This window comes from Sphingopyxis sp. QXT-31 (genome assembly GCF_001984035.1).
Classification (GTDB): domain Bacteria; phylum Pseudomonadota; class Alphaproteobacteria; order Sphingomonadales; family Sphingomonadaceae; genus Sphingopyxis.
On the sequence record NZ_CP019449.1, the window covers coordinates 769,743 to 792,303 of the forward strand.

The window sequence follows — 22,561 nt, forward strand, 5'->3', positions numbered from 1 at the left end:
GGGATAGAAGGCGATGTTCACGCTCACCAGCCGTTACGTCAACCAGCCGCAACTGGTGGCCGACCGCGGCGACGGGGTGAGCGTTCGTTATGTCGCGCCGCGGCTGCTGCCCGACCCTGCCGACACGACGGTCGCGACGCAGCACCGCACCACCGACGGCGACCGGCTCGACCTGATCGCCTGGCGCCACCTCGGCGCGCCGACCGCCTGGTGGATGATCGCCGACGCCAACCGCGTCGTCGATCCCGCCGCGCTGCCCGGCGGCCCCGGCGACAGCTTCGTCATCCCGCTTCCCGGCACCGGAAAGACGACCGGATGAGCCTGCTCGGCAATCTCCTCGGCGTGCGCCTCAACCTGCTGATCGGGCCCAGCCCGGTCGCGCTGCCCGCGCCCGCCGACGTGATGAGCGCGATTGCCGACCTCGAGGTGAAATTGTCGGCGACCGCGCAATCGGGGTTCAAGCTGTCGATCAACACCGGGCGCACCGGCCCCTTCGATTTCCTCGAATCGCCGCTGATCATGCACCCGCAATTGCAGCGCGGCTGCCGCGTCATCGTGACGATGATCTTCGACGTCATGCCCTACGTCATCTTCGACGGGCTGGTCACCAAGCGCAGCTATACGCCGGGCACCGGATCGCAGTCGGGGGTGCTGACGCTCTACGGCCGCGACCTCACGATGGAACTCGACAAGGAGGTCAAGCAGACCGAGCATCCGGCGATGGACGAGACGATGATCGCGATGCTGATCGCGGTCAACTACGCGCAGTTCGGGATGATCCCGATGGCGCTGCCGCCCAAGTTCATCGACCCGCCGATCCCGATCGACCGCGTGCCGATCCAGAACGGCAGCGACTGGCAATATCTCAACCAGATGGCGCGCCGCCACGGCTATGAGACCTATATCGATCCCGGCCCGGTGCCCGGCGTGAACACGCTCTATTGGGGGCCGTCGGTGAAGCCCGGGGTGCCGCAACGCACGCTGACCGTCGACATGGGGCCGGGCTCCGACGCCTATGACGTCACGACGTCCGAGGATGACGAGGTGCTGACGTCGGTCGAGACCAAGGTGATCGACCGCATCAGCGGCCAGGAAATCCCCGTCGTCGCGCTCGTCGGCAGCACCCCGCCGCTTGGCGCCATCCCGGAAACCGTCGCGCGCTTCGGCGACACGCGCAAGCAGCCGATCGAGACCTCGGGGCTCAACGCCGCGCAGGCGATGGGCCGCGCGCAGGCCTTGGTCGACGAGGGCGCGAAGGAGGCCTTCACCGTCTCGGGCACGATCGACTCGACGCGCTACAACGCCGCGCTCAAGGCGCGCGACATGGTGTTCCTGCGCGGCGCGGGGCTGAGCTACGGCGGCCTCTACAAGGTGTCCGAGGTGCGCCACCTAATCAAGCCGGGCAGCTACCAGCAGCAGTTCAAGCTGGCGCGCGGCGAACGGGGGCCGATGGCCCCGCTGGTGCTGCCATGACCAAGCTCCCCGACGGCGGCCCCGCCTTCTACGGCAAATATCGCGGCCAGGTGGAGAATCCCGCCGACGTCCAGGGGCTCGGCCGCATCCAGGTCAGCTGCCCCTCGGTCCTCGGCGACAGCAAGCTCGCCTGGGCGATGCCGTGCCTGCCCGGCGCGGGACCCAGCGTCGGTTTCTACGCGATCCCGCCGATCGGCGCGAAGGTGTGGGTCGAGTTCGAGGGCGGCAACCCCGATTACCCGATCTGGTCGGGCGGCTGGTGGGATCTGGGGGATACCCCGGCGCCCCCGGGACCCGTGGGCTTCCTGACCAAGGCGTGGAAGGGCGAGAATTTCAGCCTCGAAATCTTTGACATTCCCGGCGCGCCGACGCTGACGCTCGAGCTGACGACGGCGATGGGCGCGGCCAAGATCGAGGCCGATCCGACCGGCCTCACCATCACCCACGGCGCCAGCACGGTGAAGCTCGCGATCGACGGCGTATCGATCAACGGCGCCAATCTGAAGATATTGCCATGAGCATCCCGATCGTCACCATGGCCTCGCTCGCCCAATGCCCGCACGCGATCCCCGCGACTTTGATCTCGTCCGCGACCAAGGTGCTGGTGATGGGCGCGCCGCCGATGGTCATGGGGGACAAGGGGCTGGTCGCTGGCTGCCCTTTCCAGCTCCCCGGACCGACCCCCTCGCCCTGCGTCACGCTGATGCTCACCGGTGCGTCGAGCAAGATACTCGTCGAGGGCAAGCCCGTGCTCAAGATGAACCCCGGCGACATGGGCGTCGCCGCGACGCAGGCGCCGCAAGGTCCGGTGATCTGGGTGAACGTCCAGGCGAAGGTGCTCGCGACATGACCCATTTCGGCTTCCCCTATCGCATCGGCGCGAACGGCATGACCGCGGGCGCGGGGCATGAGGCGCATATCAGGGAGATGATCGAACAATTGCTGTTCACGCGCCGCGGCGAGCGTGTCAACCGCCCCGATTTCGGCGCCGGGGTCAATGAGCTCGTCTTCTCCGAAAACGCCCCCGAACTCGCCGCCGCGGCGCAGCATATGGTGATGGCGGCGCTCCAGCAGTGGCTCTCGGCGGCGATCGAGGTGCGCGGGGTCGAGACCAAAGCCGTCGACAGCCTGCTCTCGATCACCGTCCGCTACCGCCCGCTCGACGAGACGCGCGAGCGGCTCGTGACCGTGGAGCGCGTGTTTTGACCGGGGCGCTGCAATATTGCGGCACCGAACGCCGCCGCCAGCGCGTCGCCGAGGCGACGATCGACACCGGCGGCGGGGTGCTGCTGAACGGCATCGACTATCTCGAGGTCGTCGACCGCGACGCGCCGAGCGAGGCGCTGCGCCAGCGGCTGCTGACGCTCGCTTTCCTGCGCAACGACGGCGTGCTCAACGCCGGGGTGCCGCTGCTCGATCCCGACAATTTCCGCATCGACGGCGGCACGCGCATCAACGGCATCCGCGTCACCGACGTCGCAGCTGGGCCTGTACCGCACAGCCTGACGCTCACCGTCAACGCCGCGGGCGATTATTCGCCCTACCGGTTGTCGGTGCGGCTCGGCGCGGTCAACGACGCGATCCCGCCCTTCCTCGACCCGATGCTCGCGGCGCTCGATTTCAGCTTCAAGGCCGAATGCCCCTCGGCCTTCGACTGCGCGGCGCCCGATGACCCCGGGACCCCGCGCCCCTTCGGCCCGCCGATCGACTATCTGGCGAAGGATTACGACAGCTTCCGCCAGCTGATGCTCGACCGCATGGCGGTCAGCCTGCCGGGCTGGACCGAGCGCAGCCCCGCCGACCTCGGCGTCACATTGGTCGAGGCGCTCGCCTATGCCGCCGACCGCACGAGCTGGTTCCAGGACGCGGTTGGGACCGAGGCCTTTTTCGGCCGTGCACGCCTCCGCCAGTCGGTGATGCGTCACGCGCGCTTGCTCGGCTACAGCGCGTCGGAGGGCTGCAACGCGCGCGTCGCGGTCGCGGTCGCCGCGGGGCTCGACGTCGAGCGCGGCCCGCTCGCCGACCCGATCCTGCCGCGCGGCGCACGGCTGCTCACGCGTCCGCCCGATCTCATCGCGCCGCTCGCGACGGTCCAGCCGCGCGCCCCCGAGATCTTCGAGGATCTGGTCGGAACGGGGGCAATCACCTTCGAAACATTGCACGATCTCCGCTCGTTGCGCGTCGCACGCAACGCGATGCTACTGCACGACTGGGGCGATGCCGCCTGCTGCCTGCCGGCGGGCGCGACCGCGGCGCATCTCGTCGGCACGCGCGCTGCACTCGGGCTCGCCAAGGGCGACCTGATCCTCTTCGAACAGCTCATACCCTTCGGTGGCGAGGCGGGCGACCCGCCCGATCCCGCGCACCGCCAACTCGTCCGCCTCTCGGCCGATCCGGTCGATGTCGAAGACGCGGTGATGAACGAGGATCTCGTCTACATTGAATGGCACGCCGACGACGCACTCGCCTTTCCGCTCAACCTCGCGGCGGGCGGCGCGGTGGCGCGCGGCAACATATTGCTCGCCGACGAGGGGCGCAGCGTCGATTACGGCCTGACTCCCTCGCAGGCGGCCGAGGATGCGATCGCGGTCGGCGACAATCTGCGCACCGGGCTGCTCCCCGACGACGGGCCGGGCGCGCTCAAGCGCTTCCGGCTACGCGGCGAGACGATCGTCCACGCGGTAACCTATGACCCTGCCGCTGCTGCATCCGAGCCCGCGCGCGCGACGCTTGCGCCCGCCGGGGCGCCACTGGCACAGGTGCGCATCGACGGCGACGGCCATGTCTGGCGCGCCGCGCCCGACCTGCTCGCCGCCGATCCTTTCACCTCCGAATTCTGCATCGAAGCAAGCGACCAGGTCCATTATGCCCGTTTCGGCGACGGGGCAGGGGGGCGCCGCCCGACCGACGGCGCCGCGCTCACCGCGCGCATCCGCCACGGCGGCGGCCGCCGCGGCAATATCGGCGCCGATGCTATCGCGCATGTGGTCACTTCGGACGGCGCCGGAATCGCGAGCCTTCGCAACCCCATGCCCGCGACCGGCGGCCGCGACCGCGAGCCGGTAGCGGCCATCCGCGTCGCCGCTCCGCGGCACTTCCGCCAACTTCGCCGCGCCGTCACCCCCGCCGACTATGTCACGGCGGCCGAGGCCTATGGCGACGTCCAGCGCGCCTATGCCGAGCGCCGCTGGACCGGCAGCTGGAACACCATCTTCCTCGCGATCGACCGCCGCGGCGGCGGCGCGGTCGACGAGACGTTCGAAAATGCGCTGCGCGGCCATCTCGCGACCTATCGCCTCGCGGGCCACGATGTCGAAATCGTCGCGCCGCGCTTCGTCCCGCTCGACATCCGCCTCTTCGTCTGCGTCTGCTCCGACCATTATGCCGGCGACGTCGAGCGCGACCTGCTCGATATCTTCTCGGCCAAGACGATGCGTGACGGGCGGCCGGGGTTCTTCCACCCCGACTTTTTCAGCTTCGGCGACAATATCCTGCTCTCGCCGATCATCGCGCGCGCGATGCAGGTCGCCGGCGTCCAGTGGATCGGCACGCGCGACGGCGCGGGCGCGGTCAAGGGGCGCTTCGGCCGCCTCGACCAGCCCGACCTCGACTTTGCCGACGACGCCGAAATCCCGATCGCCCCCAACGAAGTCGCGCGGCTCGACAACGATCCGACCTATCCCGATTTCGGGCGCATCGCTTTCCTGATGGCGGGAGGCCGCTGACCATGGCGCACAAACCACCCGCCAATATCTGCGGCGCGGTCGACCGCGACGAAAAGCGCCCCGACAACCGCCCGGGGCTCGCCGCGATCGCTTATCGCATCGGCACCCACCCGGAGTTCATGGACCGCATGGAGTGGCGCCTGCCGCGCCAGACGGTGGTCGACCCCGAAACCAAGGCCGAACTCCACCCGCTCGCGGCGCTGCGCGCGCGCGAGGTGAGCGATCCGACCATTGCCCTGCTCGACGGCTTCGCCGCGACGCTCGACGTGCTGAGCTTCTACAGCGAGCGCGTCGCCAACGAGGCCTATGTCGGCACCGCGACGCAGCGGCGCTCGCTCGTCGAAATGGCGCGGATGATCGGTTACGAGCCCGCGCCCGGCGTCGCGGCGTCGGTGGCGCTGTCCTTCACGGTCGAGGCGTCGGACGATCCCTATCGCGCGGTCGAGATCCCGATCGGGGTGCAGGCGATGTCGGTGCCGACGCGCAAGGGCGAGCTGCCGCAGGTGTTCGAGACGGTGCAGCCGATCGTCGCGCGCGCCGAATGGAATGCAATGCCCGCGCGCACGCTCTACCAGCAGCCGCTCGCGCTGTTCCATGACGCCGCCAACCCCAACCACGCCGACAATGGCGCGATCTTCCTCTTCGACCTCGACAACAGCTTCGACAAAGACGCGCTCGACCCCGTCGACCGCGCGACCTTGCGCGAGTTCACCAGCGTCGATCAGCTTGCGCTTTATTTCCCCCTCGACGGCGATACCGATCTTGCGGAGGAACTGGCAGGGCGGATCGCGGCGCATGCGTTGAACGACGAGGTCGAACCGCTGCTGCGCGCGTTGCCGGTCAACGAGATATATTTGCGCGGCACCGGCTTGGGCCTGAAGCCCGGCCAGCGCATCGTCGTCGTCGGCGTCATTCCCGTTCTCGGCGCCAAGCCCAAGGTCGCCGCCTCGACGCTGCACGTCGTGAGCGCGACCGACGATCGCGATTTCGGCGTCACGCGGCTGGTTGCGCGCAAGGGCGGGGGCTTGCCCGACAGCGTGAAGAGCGCGCCGAAACGCCGCTCGCCGCGCTTCAAGCGCATCGCGATGCCCAGCGTGCGGCTCGCCTTCACCAGCGCGACCGTCAGCAGCTACGTCCGCCAGGCGGTGTGGACCGGGCCGGCGCTGACGGCGCTGGTGCGCAGCCAGTCCTGGTCGCGCGTCAAGCTGATGCACCTCATCCGCCGCGTGAAGGATATCGACGCGCCCGAGACCGCGGAGGCCGCCCCTGGCCTCTATATCCTGCGCGACGATTGCGGCTTCTTCGGCAACGCCGCGCCGAAGCATAGCGCTCTTCCTAAGGACCACGGCCATGGCGGTGACTGGGATTCGGGCAGCGGTGCGACGATCTGGACCGACAGCCAAGGCAATGCGCTCAGCGGTGCGCATGTATTCCTCGAACGCGAGGTCAAGGAGATCGTCCCCGACGGCTGGGCGGCGATCGAGACCCCCGAGGGCGAGGCGATGGTCTTCCGCGTTGCCGCTGCCGCGACCCAGTCGCGCGCCGACTTTGCACTGAGCGGCAAGGCCAGCGGGCTGACCTTCCGCCAGCCCGACGGCAGCGACCTCGACGTGCCGACGCCGAGCGAATCCTCGCCGCTCAACGATTTCAAATTCCGCACCGCGCATATCTTCGCGGCGAGCGCACCGCTGACGCTCGCGGGCACGCCGATCCGCGAGGATGTCGAGGCCGGGGCGGACGGGATCGACCTCGATGCCCTTTATCTGGACCTCGTCGACGGCCAGACGATCTCGATCGCCGGCGACCGCAGCGACGCCGACGGGCTCGCGTCGAGCGAGACTCTCACCGTCAGCGACGTCGTCCACATCGGCGGCTTTACGCGTCTGCTGCTCAAGAGCGGCCCCGAATACAGCTATCGCCGCCCGAGCGTCACCGTGAACGCCAATATGGCCGCGGCGACGCATGGCGAGGCCTATGAAGAGCAGCTCGGCTCGGGCGACGCGGCGCAGATTTTCCAGCGCTTCAAGCTCACCAAGGCGCCATTGACCTATGTCAGCGCCGAGACCCCCACCGGGCGCGCCTCGTCGCTGTCGATCCGCGTCGACGGGCTGCTGTGGCACGAGGTGCCGACGCTCTACGACGCCGGCCCCGACGACCGCGTCTATGCGGTGCGCGGCGAGGACGACGGCAGCAGCTGGGTGCAGTTCGGCGACGGCCTGCACGGCAGCCGCCTGCCGACCGGCCAGCTCAACGTCGTCGCCAGCTACCGCGCAGGCATCGGCCCGGCGGGCGAGGTCGCCGACGAGGCGATCATCCAGTTGAAGACCCGCCCGCTCGGCATCCGCTCGGTGGTCAACCCCAGCCGCGCGAGCGGCAGCGCGCCGCCCGAAAGCCTCGCTGACATCCGCACTGCCGCGCCGCGCGACGTCAAGACGCTGGGGCGCATCGTGTCGCTGATCGACTATCGCGACTATGCCTCCAATTTCGCGGGGGTGGGCAAGGCGCTCGCGGCCGAGCTCTGGTCGGGCGACCGGCGCATCGTGCTCGTCAGCATTACCGGCACCAGCGATACGATCCTCGAGCCGAACGCCCCGCTGATCGCCAACCTCCAGGCCTCGTCCGACGGCGCGCGTGACCGCTCGCACCTGATGGTCGTGCTCCCCGCGGCGCGGCGCTTCTTCCAGCTCGCCGCGCGATTGTTCCACCATCCCGATTATCGCGCCGAGGATGTCGAGCTCGCCGCGCGTGCGCATCTGCTCGACGTCTTCGGCTTTACGCGCCGCAACATCGGCCAGGTGGTGAGCGCGGCCGAGGTTATCGCCGCGCTGCAGGCGGTGCCCGGCGTCGTCGGGGTCGATCTCGACCTGCTCGCGCTGATCGACGACGGCGCCGAGCCCGACCCGTCCGCCAGCCTCGCCACCGTGCTTCCCGCGGCGCAGGCGCGGCTGCTCCCGCCCGAGGAGGACGGGGATTATGCCGCCGCCGAGCTGCTCACCATCTTCGACGCCGGCATCGCGCTGACCGTGGAGGCCGCCCGTGCATGATCGCCCGCCCGTCCCGCTGATCGAGCTGCTGCCGCAGCACCTGCGCAACCGCGACGCCGAGGAGGGCAGGGCGCTCGAAGCGCTGATGGGCCTGCTCGGCGAGGAGCTCGCGATCGTCGAGCGCGACCTTGACCAGCTTTACGACAATTTCTTCATCGAAAGCTGCGAGCCTTGGGTCATTCCCTATATCGGCGCGCTGATCGGCGCGCGCCCGATGCGCAGCTTCGGCGCGGGTGAAGTGGGCCTGCGCAGCTACGTCGCCAACACGCTCGGCTATCGCCAGGCGAAGGGCACCGCTGCCGCGATCGAACAGATCGCGCGCGACGTCACCGGCTGGCCGGTCGTCGCGGTCGAATTCTTCCAGCGGCTGATCTGGAGCCAGCACGTCAATCATATCCGCCCCGGCGCGCTCGGTACCGCGTCGATCCGCGATGCCGAGGCGGCGCGCCTGTCGGCGGGGGCGTTCAGCGACGCATGCCACAGCGCCGCCGCCGGTCCGGTGAACAGTGCCTCGGGCCGCTACGCCATCCCGCACGTCGGGCTCTTCGTCTGGCGCCTCGACGCCTATCCGCTGCGCTTCCTCTCGAACGCGCTCGCGGGCTACACCGGCGGGATCGTGCCGCGGACTTCGGCGATCGGCCCGGGCTTCCGCCATTTCGACCCGCTCGGCGCCGACCGCGCCTTGTTCAACCAGCCCAAGGCCGATCGCTCGATCGCCGGGCGGGTCGACATGCGCATGGTGCCCGCGCCGCTCGATCGCCGCCTGCTTCACCGCGACCTCAATCGCCTGCGCGCCGGCGAGGCTGGCGGCGGGCGCTGGTTCGACGAGGTGCCGGTGCTGCGCGTCCGGCTGGACGGCGCCGAAGTGCCGCCCGAGCGGCTGCATAGCTGCAACCTCGCGACGCGCACCGTCGGCGGAAATCCGACATGGCGCCGCCCGCAGCAGGCGGGGCATATCCTGTTCGACCCCGAACTCGGCCGCCTCGCGCTCCACGCCAGCGACGAGGGCAAGAGCGTCGAGGCGAGCTGCGCCTTCGCCGCGCCCTTCGCGCTCGGCGGCGGGCCCTATGACCGCGCCGCGAGCTTCGCCGCGTGGCACGACACGCTCGTCGTCGACGGCGCGCCCGCGCCGTGGGTGATCGGCGTCTCGGCCCGGACCGAAGAACAGACGAACGATGTGCTGCAGGGCGGCGTGGTCGTCGCCTCGCTCGCCGAGGCGATCCTGCGCTGGAACGCCGCGGCTGCGACGGGAACGCGCGGGCTGATCGTGATGCTCGACAATGCGAGCTATGCCGAAGACCTCAGCGACGCCGCGCATATCCTGCGCATCCCCGCCGAGGCCCGGCTCGCGATCGTCGCCGCGGCCTGGCCCGCGGTCGAGCGCGCGGGCGGGGTGATCGCGCGCGACCTCGACGCGCTGTCGCTCGCGCACCGCCGCCCCCATATCCGCGGCGACCTTCGGGTGCGCGCGGTCCAACCCGGCGCCGAGGAAGAGGCGGGCAGCCTGATCCTCGACGGGCTGCTGGTCGAGGGCGAGGTCGCGGTCATGGCCGGCACGCTCGGCAATCTGGCGCTCCACCATTGCACGATCGGCGCTTCGGCGGCGGGGCTGACCAAGGGGGTGCGCGTCATTTCGCAGAACGGCGGGCTTGCCGTTAGCGTCGACCATTGCATCACGGGCCCGCTCGCGCTCGGCACCGCAGGCGGCGGGCTTGCGATCCGCGATTCGATCGTCGGCGAGGACCGCGACCTCCAGGCCGATCCCGACCTCCTGCCGTTGGTCCTCGACGCCCCCGTCGCCGACGTCGATATCGCGCGCAGCACGATCTTCGGCCGGGCGAGCATCCGCTCGATCGAGGCCGAGAACAGCCTGCTCATCGGCACCACCCGCGCGGCGCAGCGCCAGCGCGGCTGCGTCCGCTTCTGCTACGCCCCGCTGACCTCGCGCGTCCCGCGCCGCTACCGCTGCCAGCCCGATCTCGCCATCGCCGCAGCCGAGCAGGCGGCGGCGCCCGCGCCGCTGGCCGACGCCGAGCGCCAGCGCATCGCGCGCAGCATGGCGCCGATCTTCACCGCCAGCGCCTTTCCCGCCAGCGCCTTCGGCCAGCTCGCGCTCGCCTGTCCCGACGGCGTCGCGGCGGGCGCGTTCGGCGGCGCCGAAATGGGCGCGGGCTTTGCGGCGGGCACGCCGTTCCGCCGCGCGAACCTGACCGACATGCTCGACGAATATCTGCCGTTCGGATTGGTGGCGGCCCCCCTGTTCCAGACCTGAGGACAAAGACGATGACTGGCGATTTCACCCGCGACACCTTCCGCCCCGACAAGGGTTACAGCGCCGTCCGGATGCAGCAGGGGCGGCTGTTCACCGACGCCGACTGGAACGAGGAGGGCGACATCGGCCGCGCCGCGCTGCGCACGACGACGCGTTCGGTGATCGGCGCCAGCGGCTTTCCCGAGGACGCGCCGGGTTTTGCGATACTCGCCGGGGCGGGCGGTCAGACGCTGCTGATCGGCGGCGGTCAGGCCTATCTCGACGGCATCGGCATTTCGCATAGCGCGCCCGTCCGCCTGATGCTGCTGCGTGTTTCGGGCACCGGGGCGGCGACGCGCTGGCGCGTCGAGGCCGGCACACGCGTCGCGGAGGGCGACTATCTGGTGCTCGTCGGCAACACGCCCGCGCAGGCGGTGCGCGTCGCGGCGCTGTTCGACGATGTCGACGGGCGCCAGACCTTCCAGGCGGCCGCCGCCATCTCGGCCGCCAACGACGCGCAGGTCGATCGCTATCGCAGCGCCGAGAGCCAGCCCTTCCTGCCCGGCAACAATCTGCCCACCGTCGCGGGCGACTATCTCGCCTATCTCGACCTGTGGGAGCGGCCGATCACCGCCGCCGACGAACCGCTGATCCGCGAGACCGCGTTCGGCGGCCCGGACACCGCGATCCGCGACCAACTCGTCTGGCAGGTCAAATTCGCGCGCACCGCCGATCTCGTCGCTGCGGGCGCGGTGACCGCGCCGGTCAGTTGCGCGAGCTTTGCGCCCGGTTGGTCGCCCTTCGGTCCCGCCGCGACGGGCGCGATGCGCGCGCGCGCCAATCCCGCAGCCGCCGCCGCCGATCCGTGCGCGCTGCCCGCGACCGGCGGCTATCGCAGCCTCGAAAACCATCTCTACCGCGTCGAGATCCACAATGGCAGCCCCGCCGGCGGGCGCTGGAAATGGTCGCGCGACAATGGCGGCGGCGCGGCGCGCTATGGCAAGATCGACAATGGCGCGCTGATCCTCGACAGCCTCGGCCCCGACGAGCCGAGCGCGCTCAAGAAGGACGAATGGGTCGAGATCCTCGACGAGGCGCGGCGGCTGAAGAGCTTGCCGGGCTTCTTCGCGCGCATCTCGGACATCAACGGCATCCGCGTCAGCCTCGGCGAAGTGCGCGACCCCGACACGCTTGCCGCGCTGACCAACGGCAGCGCGCCCGACCTGACCGTCCTCCCCGAAAAGGGCATCATCCGGCGCTGGGAGGGCGGGCTGCCCATCGCCATCGTCCCCGACGTCTGGGTCCCGGTCGAGCAGGGGATCGAGGTCGAGTTCCGCGCCGGGCGAATGGCGACGGGCGACCATTGGCAGATCCCCGCGCGCTCGCTCGCCGCGACGATCGAGTGGCCGTCGAAGGACGCGATCGGCAAACCCGCGGCGCTCCCCGCCAAGGGCATCGCGCATCACTATGCCGCACTCGCGCTGGTCACGCGCAATGCGAACGGGATCTGGACCGTCGCGAGCGACTGCCGCAACATCTTCCCGCCGCTCACCGCGCTGCGCAGCTTCCTCTATCTCGGCGGCGACGGGCAGGAAGCGATGCCCAACCCGCTCACCCCTGCGACGCTCGTGCCGCTCGCCTCGCCGCTGCGCGCCGGGGTGATCCGCGGCAAGACGCCGCTTCCCGGGCTCGCGGTCGAGTTCGAGATCATCGCCGGCGACGGGCGGCTCGGCCCGGTCGCCGACAATGTCAAGAAGCGCGTCGCGCTGACCGAAGCCGACGGCGTCGCGCAAATCGACTGGTCGCTTGATGCCGCGACGCCGACGCAGCGCGTCGTCGCGCGGCTGCTCAACGCGGCGGGCCAGCCGACGCATCTGCCGATCCAGTTCAACGCCAATCTCAGCACCGCGGCGGCAACCTCGTTCGACCCCGCGAACACGCCGTTGCTCGCGGGCGAAAATACGGTGCAGGGCGCGATCGAAAAGCTCGCGGGCCAGACGCAGATCGGCTGCTCGACCTATATCGTCACCGAAGGCAGCGACTGGGCCGAGATATTGAAATCGATCAAGGACGGCGAGGATGCCGCTATCTGCTTCCAGCGCGGCACCTATGAAACCGGCATCCCGGTCGAAATCTCGAACAAGGGGCATCTGACGCTCCACGGCGCGGGCGAGGGGACGCAGGTCATCGCGAGGCGCGCCGAATGCGCCTTGCTGTTCAAGGAATGCGCCAGCGTCACGATCCGCGACATGGCGGTGTCGGCGCCCGACGGGTCGGGTGCGCTCGACGATTTCACGTCGCGCCACGGCCCGGTGACGATCCTCGACTGCCCGACGGTCGAGGTGACGGGGATGACGCTGCGCTGCGGCGGCGGCGTGGCGGCCGAACGCACCGGGCTCGCGATCCGCGGATCGAACGAAAAGCCGCTCGATTCGGTACATGTGACGCACAACCGGCTGTCGATCGGGCTCGCGCAGGACGGCATCCTCGTCACCGACGCGGTGCATATCCTGATCTCCGACAACGAACTGGCGGTCGTGCCCGGCAAGGCAGGGGTGAAGCCGGGGCGGCTGCTCGAGGACAAGGACTGGCGCAAGCGTGTCGTCGATCTGCTCGTCGTCAGGCCGCGCGAGGTCGAGGCCAGAGGCGGCGGCAATCGCGAGTTTCGCGCCGGAACCATCACCGCGACCTTCGAATCGCCGATGCCACAGGAGGAATGGAATCTGTTGTTCGACGCCGACCCGCCGCGCGCCGACGAAATCCGGACGATCGCGGGTATGCAGGGCTATATCAAGCGCGTCAGCGACGTCGTCGTCGCCGACCCCGACCGCTCGCCGACGTACAAGCGCGCCCTTCGCACCATGGGCGGCCGGATCGGCGATACGCGCATGGCGGCGGTCGATCCTGAAGTGAAGCGCTCGCTGGTGCTGATCGGCGAGCCGAGCGCGCGTGCCGAGCGCGAACAGCCGAATGCCGGCGACGGCGATGGCCAGGTCTCTCTCAAAGCCGGAGCCTATGCGATCAAGTTCGGCTCGCCGGTCAGCCAGTCGGACTGGAGCAAGGCGATGAAGCAGCTACGGCCGCTCGACATCACCAGCGCTGCCGATCTGATCGGCCACGCGCGCCGGATCGCCGCGCGCATGGCGGCGGATGACGAGATCCGCGAAAGATTGCCCAGCGCCCAGCGCTGGTTCAATCGCTTTACCAGCCGCTTGCCGAGCTATGCCCGGCAGGCGATCACCTGCGGCGGGCTGACACTGACCACGGTGCAGATTCGCGGAAACAAGGCCTTCGGTTTCGTGCGAGGGGTTCATGTCGGCGCCAGCGGGCATAACCCGGAAACAGGCCGTGCGGATCTCGTCCGGGCGGGCAATGTCACGATCGCCGACAATCATCTGTCGCTGCGCAAACCGGCGGCGGAGGTCTATGTCCCGATGGCGCTGTTCGTCGGCAATGTCGATACGCTGCGAATCCAGCGCAACACGCTCGATTGGGCGGGACAGGCGAGCGACGACCTGTTCAATCACGGCATTCGTGTCTGGGGCGATATCGGCCATTACCTGAAGATATCGGACAATCGCATTACCATCGCGCGCATCGGAATCGCGGTCCAGCCGATCATGCCATTCGACCGCCAACAGTTGTTCCGCTATCTTTGGGTAGCGTCCGACAATCTTTCCGAAGCCTCTTTTCCCGCCAATGTGGTCAAGGCGCCGAAGTTCCTGCTAAGGCGCGATAATCGTCCGTGAAAATGAGCTCAAAAAACACGATTTTTCTTGCATTTCATAGGAAAATCGGCCAATGTTACGATGGCCTCGATGAAAAACACTAGGCAGGATAATCCGGTGCCATGAAAGGGTCGAGTCCCTTTCGGGGTCTTGGGGCGAGTCCACCGGGGCTCGCCCTTAACCGTTTCAGGCCCTATCAATGACAATGCGCGGCGGCTGTCGGCTTTAGGGCCGGGAGCCTTCCTCTCGTTCTCGTCATGCTGAACTCGTTTCAGCATCCATGGCCTGAGCTCTTATCCGGCGCGGCGCTGAAGGAAACGGCACGCCATGGATCCTGAAACAAGTTCAGGATGACGATGATAAATTATCCTTGGCCGCGCACGATCTTCGCCCAGGGGTTGAGTTCGGGCTCTCCGATCCTGACCAGCCTGTTGCGGTCGCGGTGGAGGAAGGGTGCGTCGCGGCCCTTCACCACCAATGTGGTGTCGGAGACGTAGCTCCACGACCCGTCGTCGTGGAAATCGATCGTCAGCTGATAGGCGTCGGTGCGAAAGGCGCGGTCGAGGAAGCTCGACGAACAGATGCCATATTCGGTTTCGCCGCGGCCCGCCTTGACGACCAGCCGCTTCGCATCGGGCTCGGCGTGGCCCGACGCCATCGCGATCTGCCCGCGCGGGATCGCCAGCGTCTGCAGGATCAGCCCGGTCGCGGGTTCGTAGAGCCAGTAACCGACCTGGTCGTGAAAGCTGATCTCTTCCTCGCGCGTGTTGACATGCTGGTGATAGCGCAGGCCGTAAAAGAGCTGCGGGCCGTTTGCCTGCGGGTCGATCGGCTGCATCTCGATCCGCTCATAATAGTGCCGCGTCTCGGGGCCGTCGGCCTTGGGGTTGATATCGACCCCGCGCTGCCCCTCCCAGATGCCGGCCAGCCGCGCGAGCGGGCCCAGATTAGCGAGCGTCTCGGGATCGACATCCTCGGGTTCGGTAAAAATATCGTCCGGTAATTCCATAGCTTGACCCCCAAAGCTATTGTGGAAACTAGATATCCTCGGTCAGTCGCCCATAGAGTTGCGGTCGCCGGTCGCGGAAGAAACCCATGCCCGCGCGGTGCTTAGCCGCGCGATTGAGGTCGATCGTCTCGACCAGCACGCCGCTCTCGCCGGCGCCATACTCCTGCGTCAGATCGCCCCACTCGTCGCTGATGAAGCTGTGGCCGTAGAAGTTTGCGTCGCCCTCCGCCCCGATGCGGTTTGCGGCGACCACGGGCATGCAGTTCGACACCGCATGCCCCTGCATCGCACGGCGCCACATGCGGCTCGTGTCGAGTTCGGCGTCATAGGGTTCGCTGCCGATCGCGGTCGGATAGAAGAGCACCTCGGCGCCCATCAGCGCCACCGCGCGCGCGCATTCGGGATACCATTGGTCCCAGCACACCCCGACGCCGATCCGCGCGCCGAAGATGTCCCAGACCTTGAATCCCGTGTTGCCGGGCCGGAAATAATATTTCTCTTCATAGCCCGGGCCGTCGGGGATGTGCGATTTGCGGTAGGTTCCCATGATGCCGCCGTCGGGGCCGATCATCGCGAGGGTGTTGTAATAATGATGCCCGTCGCGCTCGAAAAAGCTCGTCGGGATCGCGACCTTCAGCTTCGCGGCGAGCGCCTGCATCGCCAGCACGCTCGGATGTTCGGTGGTCGGGTAGGCGGTGGCGAACAGCGCCTCATCCTCGACCTGGCAGAAATAAGGGCCCTCAAACAACTCGGGTGGCAGGATCACCTGTGCGCCCTTTTCCGCGGCCTCCTCGACGAACGCCGAGACGGCGTCGATATTGGGCTGGATGGGGCCGGGCAGGGCTAGTTGCAGCGCGGCGACGGATAGCGTGCGGGTCATGGAGTGGATATAGGGGAGGGGCAGCATCTTGCTAGGTGCAAAAGGACCGGTCTCTCCTCGTCATCCCGGCCTTCGCCGGGATGACGGCTAGCTCGGCACCTGCTGGCTCGAGCAATGGAAGCTGCCGCCCCCCGCGATGATGCCGAGCGCGGGGACGCCGACCGCGCGCCGCCCCGGGAAGAGCGCCGCGAGCGCCTCGACCGCCGCGGCATCGTTCGGGGCGCCATAGGTCGGCACGACGACGGTCGTGTTGCCGATGTAGAAGTTCATATAGCTCGCCGCCGCGATCTCGCCGTCGATCTCGACCCGGCCGGGCGAGGGCAGATCGACGATCTCCACCCCGCCGAACGCCTCGGTCCGCGCGCGCGCGTCGGCATAGATCGCCGCATTGGGATCGTCGTCGCCTTCCGCGACCGGGATCGCCAGCCGGCCCTCGCCGACGAAGCGCGCGAGATTGTCGACGTGGCCGTCGGTGTGGTCGCCGACCAGCCCGTTGCCGAGCCACAGCAGCCGCTCGATCCCCAGCGACTCGTGCAGCCGCGCCGCGATATCCTCGCGCGTCAGCGACGGGTTGCGGTTGGGGTTGAGCAGGCACTCCTCGGTCGTGACGCACAGCCCCGTGCCGTCGACATCGATCCCGCCGCCCTCGAGCACCCAGTCGAGGTGCTGCGTCGGCAGGCCCGCGTGCGCCGCCAATATTGCGCCGATCTCCCGGTCGCCGGGCATCACGAACTTGTTGCCCCACCAGTTGAAGTCGAAATTGCGCGCCTCGCGCCGGGGACCGGTGCCGACGATGATCGGGGCCGTGTCGCGCAGCCAGATATCGCCGAATGGCGCGACGAACAACTGCACGCCCGCATCGACGAGCGCCTCGGCGATGTCGGCATTGTCATGGTCGCGAACGAGCAGATGCACCGTCTCGCCGCGTCCGCCGTCGTGAACGGCGTTGGCAAAGGCCGCGACATCGCGCCGCGCGGCGTCGATCCGCCCCGACCATTCCTCGGCAATATGCGGAAAGCCGATCCAGACGGCGTCGTGCGGGGCCCATTCGGCGGGCATGCATAAGGTCATTCGACTTCTCGTTTCAAAGCTGTCCCGAACTCCGTTCGCCCTGAGCCCGTCGAAGGGCCGTTCTGTCTTTCGGCGCCAAAGAAGAACGGTGCTTCGACAAGCTCAGCACAAACGGGACGGGAAGGCCCCTTATTTCGCGGCAGCGCGCGACTTGTCGCGGGCGGCGCGGAATTCGTCGCCCTCCACCCAGTTCGGCCACGCATCGGTCATCGCCAGCATGCGCCCCGCGGCATAATAGAGGCGCAGGTCCGACATCATGCCGTCCCAGTTGGTGATCGCCTCATATTCGTCGCCCGGCGCATGATAGCGGTTCGTTTCATAGTCTTCGGCCGCTTTCTTGCCGGCCTCGACCCCGCCCTCGACCAGTTCGTCGCCGCTGCCGAAGTTGAACATCGGCACGCCCAGCTTGGCGAAGCTGAAATGGTCGGAGCGGTAATAGAAGCCCTTCTCGGGCGTCGGTTCCTGCTTGATTGTGCGGCCCTCCAGCTTGGCGAGCTTGGCGACATAGGCGTCGAGCTCGGACTTGCCGCCGCCAACCACGACGATGTCCTTCGCCGGACCGATTGCGTTCAGCGCGTCCATATTCACCCCGCCGACGGTCTGCGCGAGCGGGAAGATCGGGTTTTCGGCGTAATATTTCGAGCCGAGCAGTCCCGATTCCTCAGCGGTCACCGCGAGGAAGACGATGCTGCGGTCGGGCGCACCGGCGGTCTTGAACGCCTGTGCCAGCGTCACCAGGCCCGCGATGCCGCTCGCATTGTCGACCGCGCCGTTGCAGATGTCGTCGCCCGCGACCGGCGTGCAGCGGCCGAGATGGTCCCAATGGCCGGTGTACAGCACATACTCGTCCGGACGCTTGGCGCCCGGCAGCACGCCGATGACGTTGCGCGACATCTTCTTGGCGATCTCGTTGTCGAAGCCGAAGTTCGCCTTCACCCCGGTCAGCGCCACGGGCTTGAAGCCCTTGACCTTCGCCGCGTCGCGCAGCTTGTCGAAATCCTGCCCGGCGCTGGCGAAGAGCTCCTTCGCCTTGGGCAGCTGGATCCAGCCGTTGGCGACCGTTTCCTTCGCGCCGCCGTCCTTGCTTTCGGCGAGATATTGCGTGCCGGTGTTGCTGCTCTCTACGACGTTCCAGCCATAGGCGGCGGGTTCGGTGTCGTGGACGATCAGCACCGCCGCGGCACCCTGGCGCGCGGCTTCCTCATATTTATACGACCAGCGGCCGTAATAGGTCATCGCGCGGCCGTTGAATTCGCCCTTGGTCTCGGGGGTCTGCCAGTCAGGATCGTTGACGAGGACGACGACCGTCTTCCCCTTCACGTCGAGCCCGGCATAGTCGTTCCAGCCCTTTTCGGGGGCATTGATGCCGTAACCGACGAAAACGACGTCGCTGTCCTTGATCTCGGTTTTCGGCGCCACGCGCCAGCTGAACGCCACATAATCCTTGGCATATTGCGCGGTCACCGGGGCCTTGCCGCCGGTGAAGCTGATCGGCGTGGCGTTCTTCGCGGTGATCTCGACCAGCGGCACGTCCTGCGTCCATTGGCCGTTGTTGCCCGGCTGTAGCCCCGCTTCCTGATATTTTTTGATGATATAGGCGACGGTCTTTTCCTCGCCCGGCGTCCCCGGCGCGCGGCCTTCGTAGGCGTCCGACGACAGCTCCTTGGTCACTTCCTGCAGCGTCGCGAGCGACAGTTCGGCAATCTGGACATCGGGAATCGCGCTCGCCGCGGCGTCGCTCGCATTCTTGTCGGGCGCGTTGCACGCGGCCAGCAGCGCGAGGCCGGCAAGGCCGGCGATCTTCAACGGGGAAGGAAAGGGCATTGGGGGGATCCTCTTTGTAATAATGTTGCCGTCTCTGACAGAGCGCGCCGAATGGTGCAAGTTCGGTGCAATTTCGATCTTGTCTGGCCCGGCGTTCGGCGGCAGGTACGGGGTCTGTCTGGGGGTTGCATAATGTTGAAAAAATGGACTTTACTCGCTGCAGTCGCCGCAGCTCTTCCCGTGCCCGCGGCCTTGGCGGCCGATAATGCGGCGCTTTACGGCATGCGCGAGAGCGTCGGCGACATCAGCATGTCGCCCGACGGCACGCAGCTGGCCTTTATCCAGCCGGCGCGCGACCGGGGATCGGTGCTGTTTGTCGCCAGCGTCGACGGCGGCCAGCCGAAGCCGGTTTTCCAATCCGACGGCGCGCCGTGGAAATTGTCCTGGTGCGACTGGGCTTCGAACGCGCGGCTTGTCTGCACGCTTTACGGCGTCGCCGACCCCGGCGGCGGTTATCCGGTGCCGTTCACGCGGCTGGTCGCGGTTGGCACCGACGGCAGCAACATCAAGCAGCTGGGCCAGAACAGCCTGCGCGGCGCCTATGGCCTGCATCAGTTCGACGGCCGGGTGATTGCCTGGCCCGAGGCCGACAACGGCCAGGTCGTCATGACCCGTGAATATCGGCAGCAGGAACAGACGAACACCCGGCTTTCCAATGTCGAGGAGGGGCTGGGCGTCGACCTGATCGACACCGCCAGCCTGCGCGTCCGGCGCATCGAAGCGCCGCGCATCGACGCCTCTTACTATCTGGCCGACGAGACGGGCGCGGTTCGCGTCGTGGGGGTGCCCGGCACCGACGGGCAAGGCATGCTGCGCGACCTCATGGTCTACAGCTATCGCAAGCCGGGATCGCGCGACTGGAAGCCGCTGTCGCGCGCGACGAGCGACGGCAAGGCGTTCGTCCCGATGGTGGTCGATGGAAAGCGCAACCTCGCCTTTGGCTTCAGGGACAAGGATGGGCGCAGCGCGGTCTATTCGGTGGCACTCGGCGACAATGCGGTCGAAACATTGTTGTTCGCGCACGACAAGGTCGATGCGGGCAACCTGATCCGCATCGGCCGCACCGGGCGCGTGATCGGCGTCTCCTACACCACCGAAAAGCCCGAATATAAGCTGTTCGATGAGGAATATGCGACGCTGGCCGCCCGGTTGCAAAAGGCGCTGCCGGGGCTGCCGATCGTCAATTATGTCGGCGCCAGCCGCGACGAGAGCCGGTTGCTGCTGTTCGCGGGCAGTGACGCCGATCCGGGCCGCTATTATGTATATGACAAGGCGACGCGGAAACTGAACGAGGTCGCGCTGGCGCGGCCCGAGCTGGAAAGCCGGCCGCAGGCGACGGTGAAGCCGATAAGCTATACCGCCGCCGACGGCACCATGATCCCCGGCTATCTGACGCTGCCCCCGGGCCACGCCGGCGGCAAGCTGCCCGCTATCGTCATGCCGCACGGCGGTCCGTCGTCACGCGACGAATGGGGTTTCGACTGGCTGGCGCAATATTATGCGGCGCAGGGCTATGCGGTGATCCAGCCCAATTTCCGCGGCTCGGCGGGTTATGGCGACGACTGGTATGTCGAAAACGGCTTCAAATCCTGGAAAGTCGCGGTCGGCGACGTCAACGATGCGGGCCGCTGGCTGGTCAGCGAAGGCATCGCCGACCCTTCGAAGCTGGCGATCGTCGGCTGGTCCTATGGCGGTTATGCCGCGCTCCAGGCCGGGGTGCTCGATCCCGACCTGTTCAAGGCAACCGTGGCGATCGCGCCGGTGACCGATCTCAAGGGGCTGGTCGGCAAGGCGCAGAATTTCACCAACGCGCGGCTGGTCGGCGATTTCATCGGCACCGGTCCGCATCTGGTCGAAGGATCGCCGGCGCTTCAGGCGGCGAAGCTGAAGGCGCCGGTGCTGATGTTCAGCGGCGACCAGGACCTCAATGTCGACATCTCGCAGTCACGCGCGATGGAGGCGGCGCTGAAGGCGGCGGGCAAGCCGGTTGAGCTCGTCACCTACGCGGGGCTGGACCATCAGATCTATGATTCGGTTGCGCGCGCCGACATGCTGCGGCGGTCGGACGCGTTTCTGAAGAAGGTGCTAAAGATTCCCTGAGATCGCGAATGGCGGCTTCGGGGTGGAAAGCTGCCGTTTAGCCCTCTCCCCTTGAGGGGAGAGGATAGCGCAGCTTGCTCCGTCAGGAGCTAGCGAAGCTTGGAGAGGGGTGCTTGGACGCCTCTGGCGGTCGGAAACCCCTCTCAACTCCGGCTAGGCAGCAGGCTGCCAAGCCTGCGTATCTCTCCCCTCAAGGGGAGAGAGCATAACCCTGCGAACGTCTCCTAACGCCCGAAACCCGTCACCTCCCCGAAAACCGAAAGGGGCGGCCCGTTGCCGGACCGCCCCCTTGATCTCGCGATCGAAACCCGATCAGCGCGAATAGAATTCGACGACCAGATTCGGTTCCATCTTCACCGGGTAAGGCACTTCGTCGAGCGTGGGCACGCGGACATAGGTCGCCTTGGTGCCATCGACCGCCAGATATTCGGGCAGGTCGCGCTCGGGCAGGCTCTGCGCTTCGGCGACCAGCGCCATTTCCTGCGCCTTCTTGCCGAGGGTGATTTCGTCGCCCGGCTTCACGAGGCGGCTCGCGATGTTGCACTTCACGCCGTTCACATAGACGTGGCCGTGGCTGACGAGCTGGCGCGCCGAGAAGATCGTCGGGGTGAACTTCGAGCGATAGACGACGGCGTCGAGGCGGCGCTCGAGCAGGCCGATCAGGTTCTGGCCGGTGTCGCCCTTCATGCGGCTGGCTTCGAAATAATTCTTCTTGAACTGCTTCTCGGTGATGTCGCCGTAATAGCCCTTCAGCTTCTGCTTCGCGCGCAGCTGGATGCCGAAGTCCGACACCTTGCCCTTGCGGCGCTGGCCGTGCTGGCCGGGGCCATATTCGCGGCGATTGACCGGGCTCTTCGGGCGACCCCAGATGTTCTCGCCCATGCGGCGGTCGAGTTTATACTTGGCGCTCTGGCGCTTCGACATTGTCGTCTCCAATATGCTGTGTGCCGAAGGATTTCGGCGGTTTCCCGGGTCGCACCATAGGAGCATTGTCCTATGCGACCGCCGCTTCACCGGGGTGCGGGGTCCATTGCGAAGGCGCGCGGTTAGACGGGGAGGGCAGCAAAGTCAAGCATTGCCGCGCCCATCCGACAGCCCGGCTCGACAGCGGGAAAAAAGCCGCTAAAGCCGCGCGCATGACCGCTGCCAAATCGCCCGATGCCTGCGAAACGATGCTCGACGTCCGTGCCGGCGTCGACGAAGTCGATCGCGAACTCGTCGCGCTGCTCGTGCGCCGCTTCGGCTATATGGACGCCGCCGCGCGTATCAAGACCGACCGGAGCGCCGTGCGCGACGAGGTCCGCAAGGCACAGGTGCTCGACAATGTCGCGCGCGAAGGTGCGGCCGCGGGGCTCGATCCCGACCGGCTGCGCGCGATCTGGAACGAACTGGTCGAACAGTCGATCGCTTATGAAGATGTCCGATGGGGGCGGCTGCGCGCCGACGGCTGAACGGG

The 22,561-nt window shown here is 67.6% G+C and carries 16 protein-coding genes; 11 read left to right on the plus strand and 5 right to left on the minus strand.

Going from position 1 to position 22,561, the window contains the following annotated elements:
• The first annotated feature begins 13 nt into the window (after nucleotides 1–13).
• Genes BWQ93_RS03845 through BWQ93_RS03885 form a run of 9 tightly spaced genes read left to right on the plus strand, consistent with a single transcriptional unit; the run spans nucleotide 14 to nucleotide 14,242 of the window.
• On the plus strand, nucleotides 14–319 hold the full coding sequence (locus tag BWQ93_RS03845) for a hypothetical protein (protein WP_077029364.1): 306 nt from the start codon (nucleotides 14–16) through the stop codon (nucleotides 317–319).
• Complete coding sequence (locus BWQ93_RS03850) at nucleotides 316–1,473, plus strand: hypothetical protein (protein ID WP_077029365.1); 1,158 nt, start codon at nucleotides 316–318, stop codon at nucleotides 1,471–1,473. The genes BWQ93_RS03845 and BWQ93_RS03850 overlap by 4 nt, the downstream gene beginning before the upstream one ends.
• The gene (locus tag BWQ93_RS03855) at nucleotides 1,470–1,991 is read left to right on the plus strand and encodes a phage baseplate assembly protein V (RefSeq protein ID WP_077029366.1); all 522 of its coding nucleotides are present in this window, start codon (nucleotides 1,470–1,472) and stop codon (nucleotides 1,989–1,991) included. Before BWQ93_RS03850 ends, BWQ93_RS03855 begins: the two co-directional genes overlap by 4 nt.
• The gene (locus tag BWQ93_RS03860; protein ID WP_077029367.1) at nucleotides 1,988–2,323 is read left to right on the plus strand and encodes a hypothetical protein; all 336 of its coding nucleotides are present in this window, start codon (nucleotides 1,988–1,990) and stop codon (nucleotides 2,321–2,323) included. The genes BWQ93_RS03855 and BWQ93_RS03860 overlap by 4 nt, the downstream gene beginning before the upstream one ends.
• Complete coding sequence (locus BWQ93_RS03865) at nucleotides 2,320–2,679, plus strand: GPW/gp25 family protein (protein WP_077029368.1); 360 nt, start codon at nucleotides 2,320–2,322, stop codon at nucleotides 2,677–2,679. The genes BWQ93_RS03860 and BWQ93_RS03865 overlap by 4 nt, the downstream gene beginning before the upstream one ends.
• On the plus strand, nucleotides 2,676–5,198 hold the full coding sequence (locus tag BWQ93_RS03870) for a baseplate J/gp47 family protein (RefSeq protein WP_083720600.1): 2,523 nt from the start codon (nucleotides 2,676–2,678) through the stop codon (nucleotides 5,196–5,198). Before BWQ93_RS03865 ends, BWQ93_RS03870 begins: the two co-directional genes overlap by 4 nt.
• A 2-nt stretch (nucleotides 5,199–5,200) precedes the next feature.
• Nucleotides 5,201–8,242 carry a putative baseplate assembly protein gene (locus BWQ93_RS03875; RefSeq protein ID WP_077029369.1) on the plus strand — a complete coding sequence of 1,014 codons (3,042 nt, stop codon included), beginning with the start codon at nucleotides 5,201–5,203 and terminating at the stop codon, nucleotides 8,240–8,242.
• Nucleotides 8,235–10,514: a hypothetical protein gene (locus tag BWQ93_RS03880; RefSeq protein ID WP_077029370.1), complete on the plus strand. Its 2,280-nt coding sequence runs from the start codon at nucleotides 8,235–8,237 to the stop codon at nucleotides 10,512–10,514. Before BWQ93_RS03875 ends, BWQ93_RS03880 begins: the two co-directional genes overlap by 8 nt.
• A gap of 11 nt (nucleotides 10,515–10,525) precedes the next feature.
• A complete protein-coding gene (locus BWQ93_RS03885) occupies nucleotides 10,526–14,242 on the plus strand; it encodes a DUF6519 domain-containing protein (RefSeq protein ID WP_077029371.1) in 3,717 nt (1,238 codons plus the stop codon).
• Nucleotides 14,243–14,585: 343 nt separating this feature from the next.
• Here BWQ93_RS03885 and BWQ93_RS03890 read toward each other — a convergent pair whose 3' ends face one another.
• The 4 genes from BWQ93_RS03890 to BWQ93_RS03905 all read right to left on the minus strand — a co-directional run bounded on the left by BWQ93_RS03890 (nucleotide 14,586) and on the right by BWQ93_RS03905 (nucleotide 19,005).
• Nucleotides 14,586–15,230 (minus strand): FABP family protein, encoded by a 645-nt coding sequence (locus tag BWQ93_RS03890; protein WP_077029372.1) that lies wholly within the window; start codon nucleotides 15,228–15,230, stop codon nucleotides 14,586–14,588.
• Between the two features lie 28 nt (nucleotides 15,231–15,258).
• Nucleotides 15,259–16,110, minus strand: a complete 852-nt coding sequence (aguB, locus tag BWQ93_RS03895; protein ID WP_077029373.1) for an N-carbamoylputrescine amidase — start codon at nucleotides 16,108–16,110, stop codon at nucleotides 15,259–15,261.
• Nucleotides 16,111–16,197: 87 nt separating this feature from the next.
• A complete protein-coding gene (locus BWQ93_RS03900) occupies nucleotides 16,198–17,181 on the minus strand; it encodes an agmatine deiminase family protein (protein WP_077029374.1) in 984 nt (327 codons plus the stop codon).
• 129 nt (nucleotides 17,182–17,310) lie between these two features.
• Nucleotides 17,311–19,005 carry a M28 family metallopeptidase gene (locus BWQ93_RS03905; protein WP_077029375.1) on the minus strand — a complete coding sequence of 565 codons (1,695 nt, stop codon included), beginning with the start codon at nucleotides 19,003–19,005 and terminating at the stop codon, nucleotides 17,311–17,313.
• Between the two features lie 132 nt (nucleotides 19,006–19,137).
• Between BWQ93_RS03905 and BWQ93_RS03910 the strand changes: the two genes are divergently transcribed.
• The gene (locus BWQ93_RS03910; protein ID WP_077029376.1) at nucleotides 19,138–21,105 is read left to right on the plus strand and encodes a S9 family peptidase; all 1,968 of its coding nucleotides are present in this window, start codon (nucleotides 19,138–19,140) and stop codon (nucleotides 21,103–21,105) included.
• Nucleotides 21,106–21,417: 312 nt separating this feature from the next.
• On the opposite strand, the gene rpsD is transcribed toward BWQ93_RS03910, so the two are convergent.
• Nucleotides 21,418–22,029: a 30S ribosomal protein S4 gene (gene rpsD / locus BWQ93_RS03915; RefSeq protein ID WP_077029377.1), complete on the minus strand. Its 612-nt coding sequence runs from the start codon at nucleotides 22,027–22,029 to the stop codon at nucleotides 21,418–21,420.
• A gap of 212 nt (nucleotides 22,030–22,241) precedes the next feature.
• Between rpsD and BWQ93_RS03920 the strand changes: the two genes are divergently transcribed.
• A complete protein-coding gene (locus BWQ93_RS03920; protein WP_077029378.1) occupies nucleotides 22,242–22,556 on the plus strand; it encodes a chorismate mutase in 315 nt (104 codons plus the stop codon).
• Nucleotides 22,557–22,561: the final 5 nt, after the last annotated feature.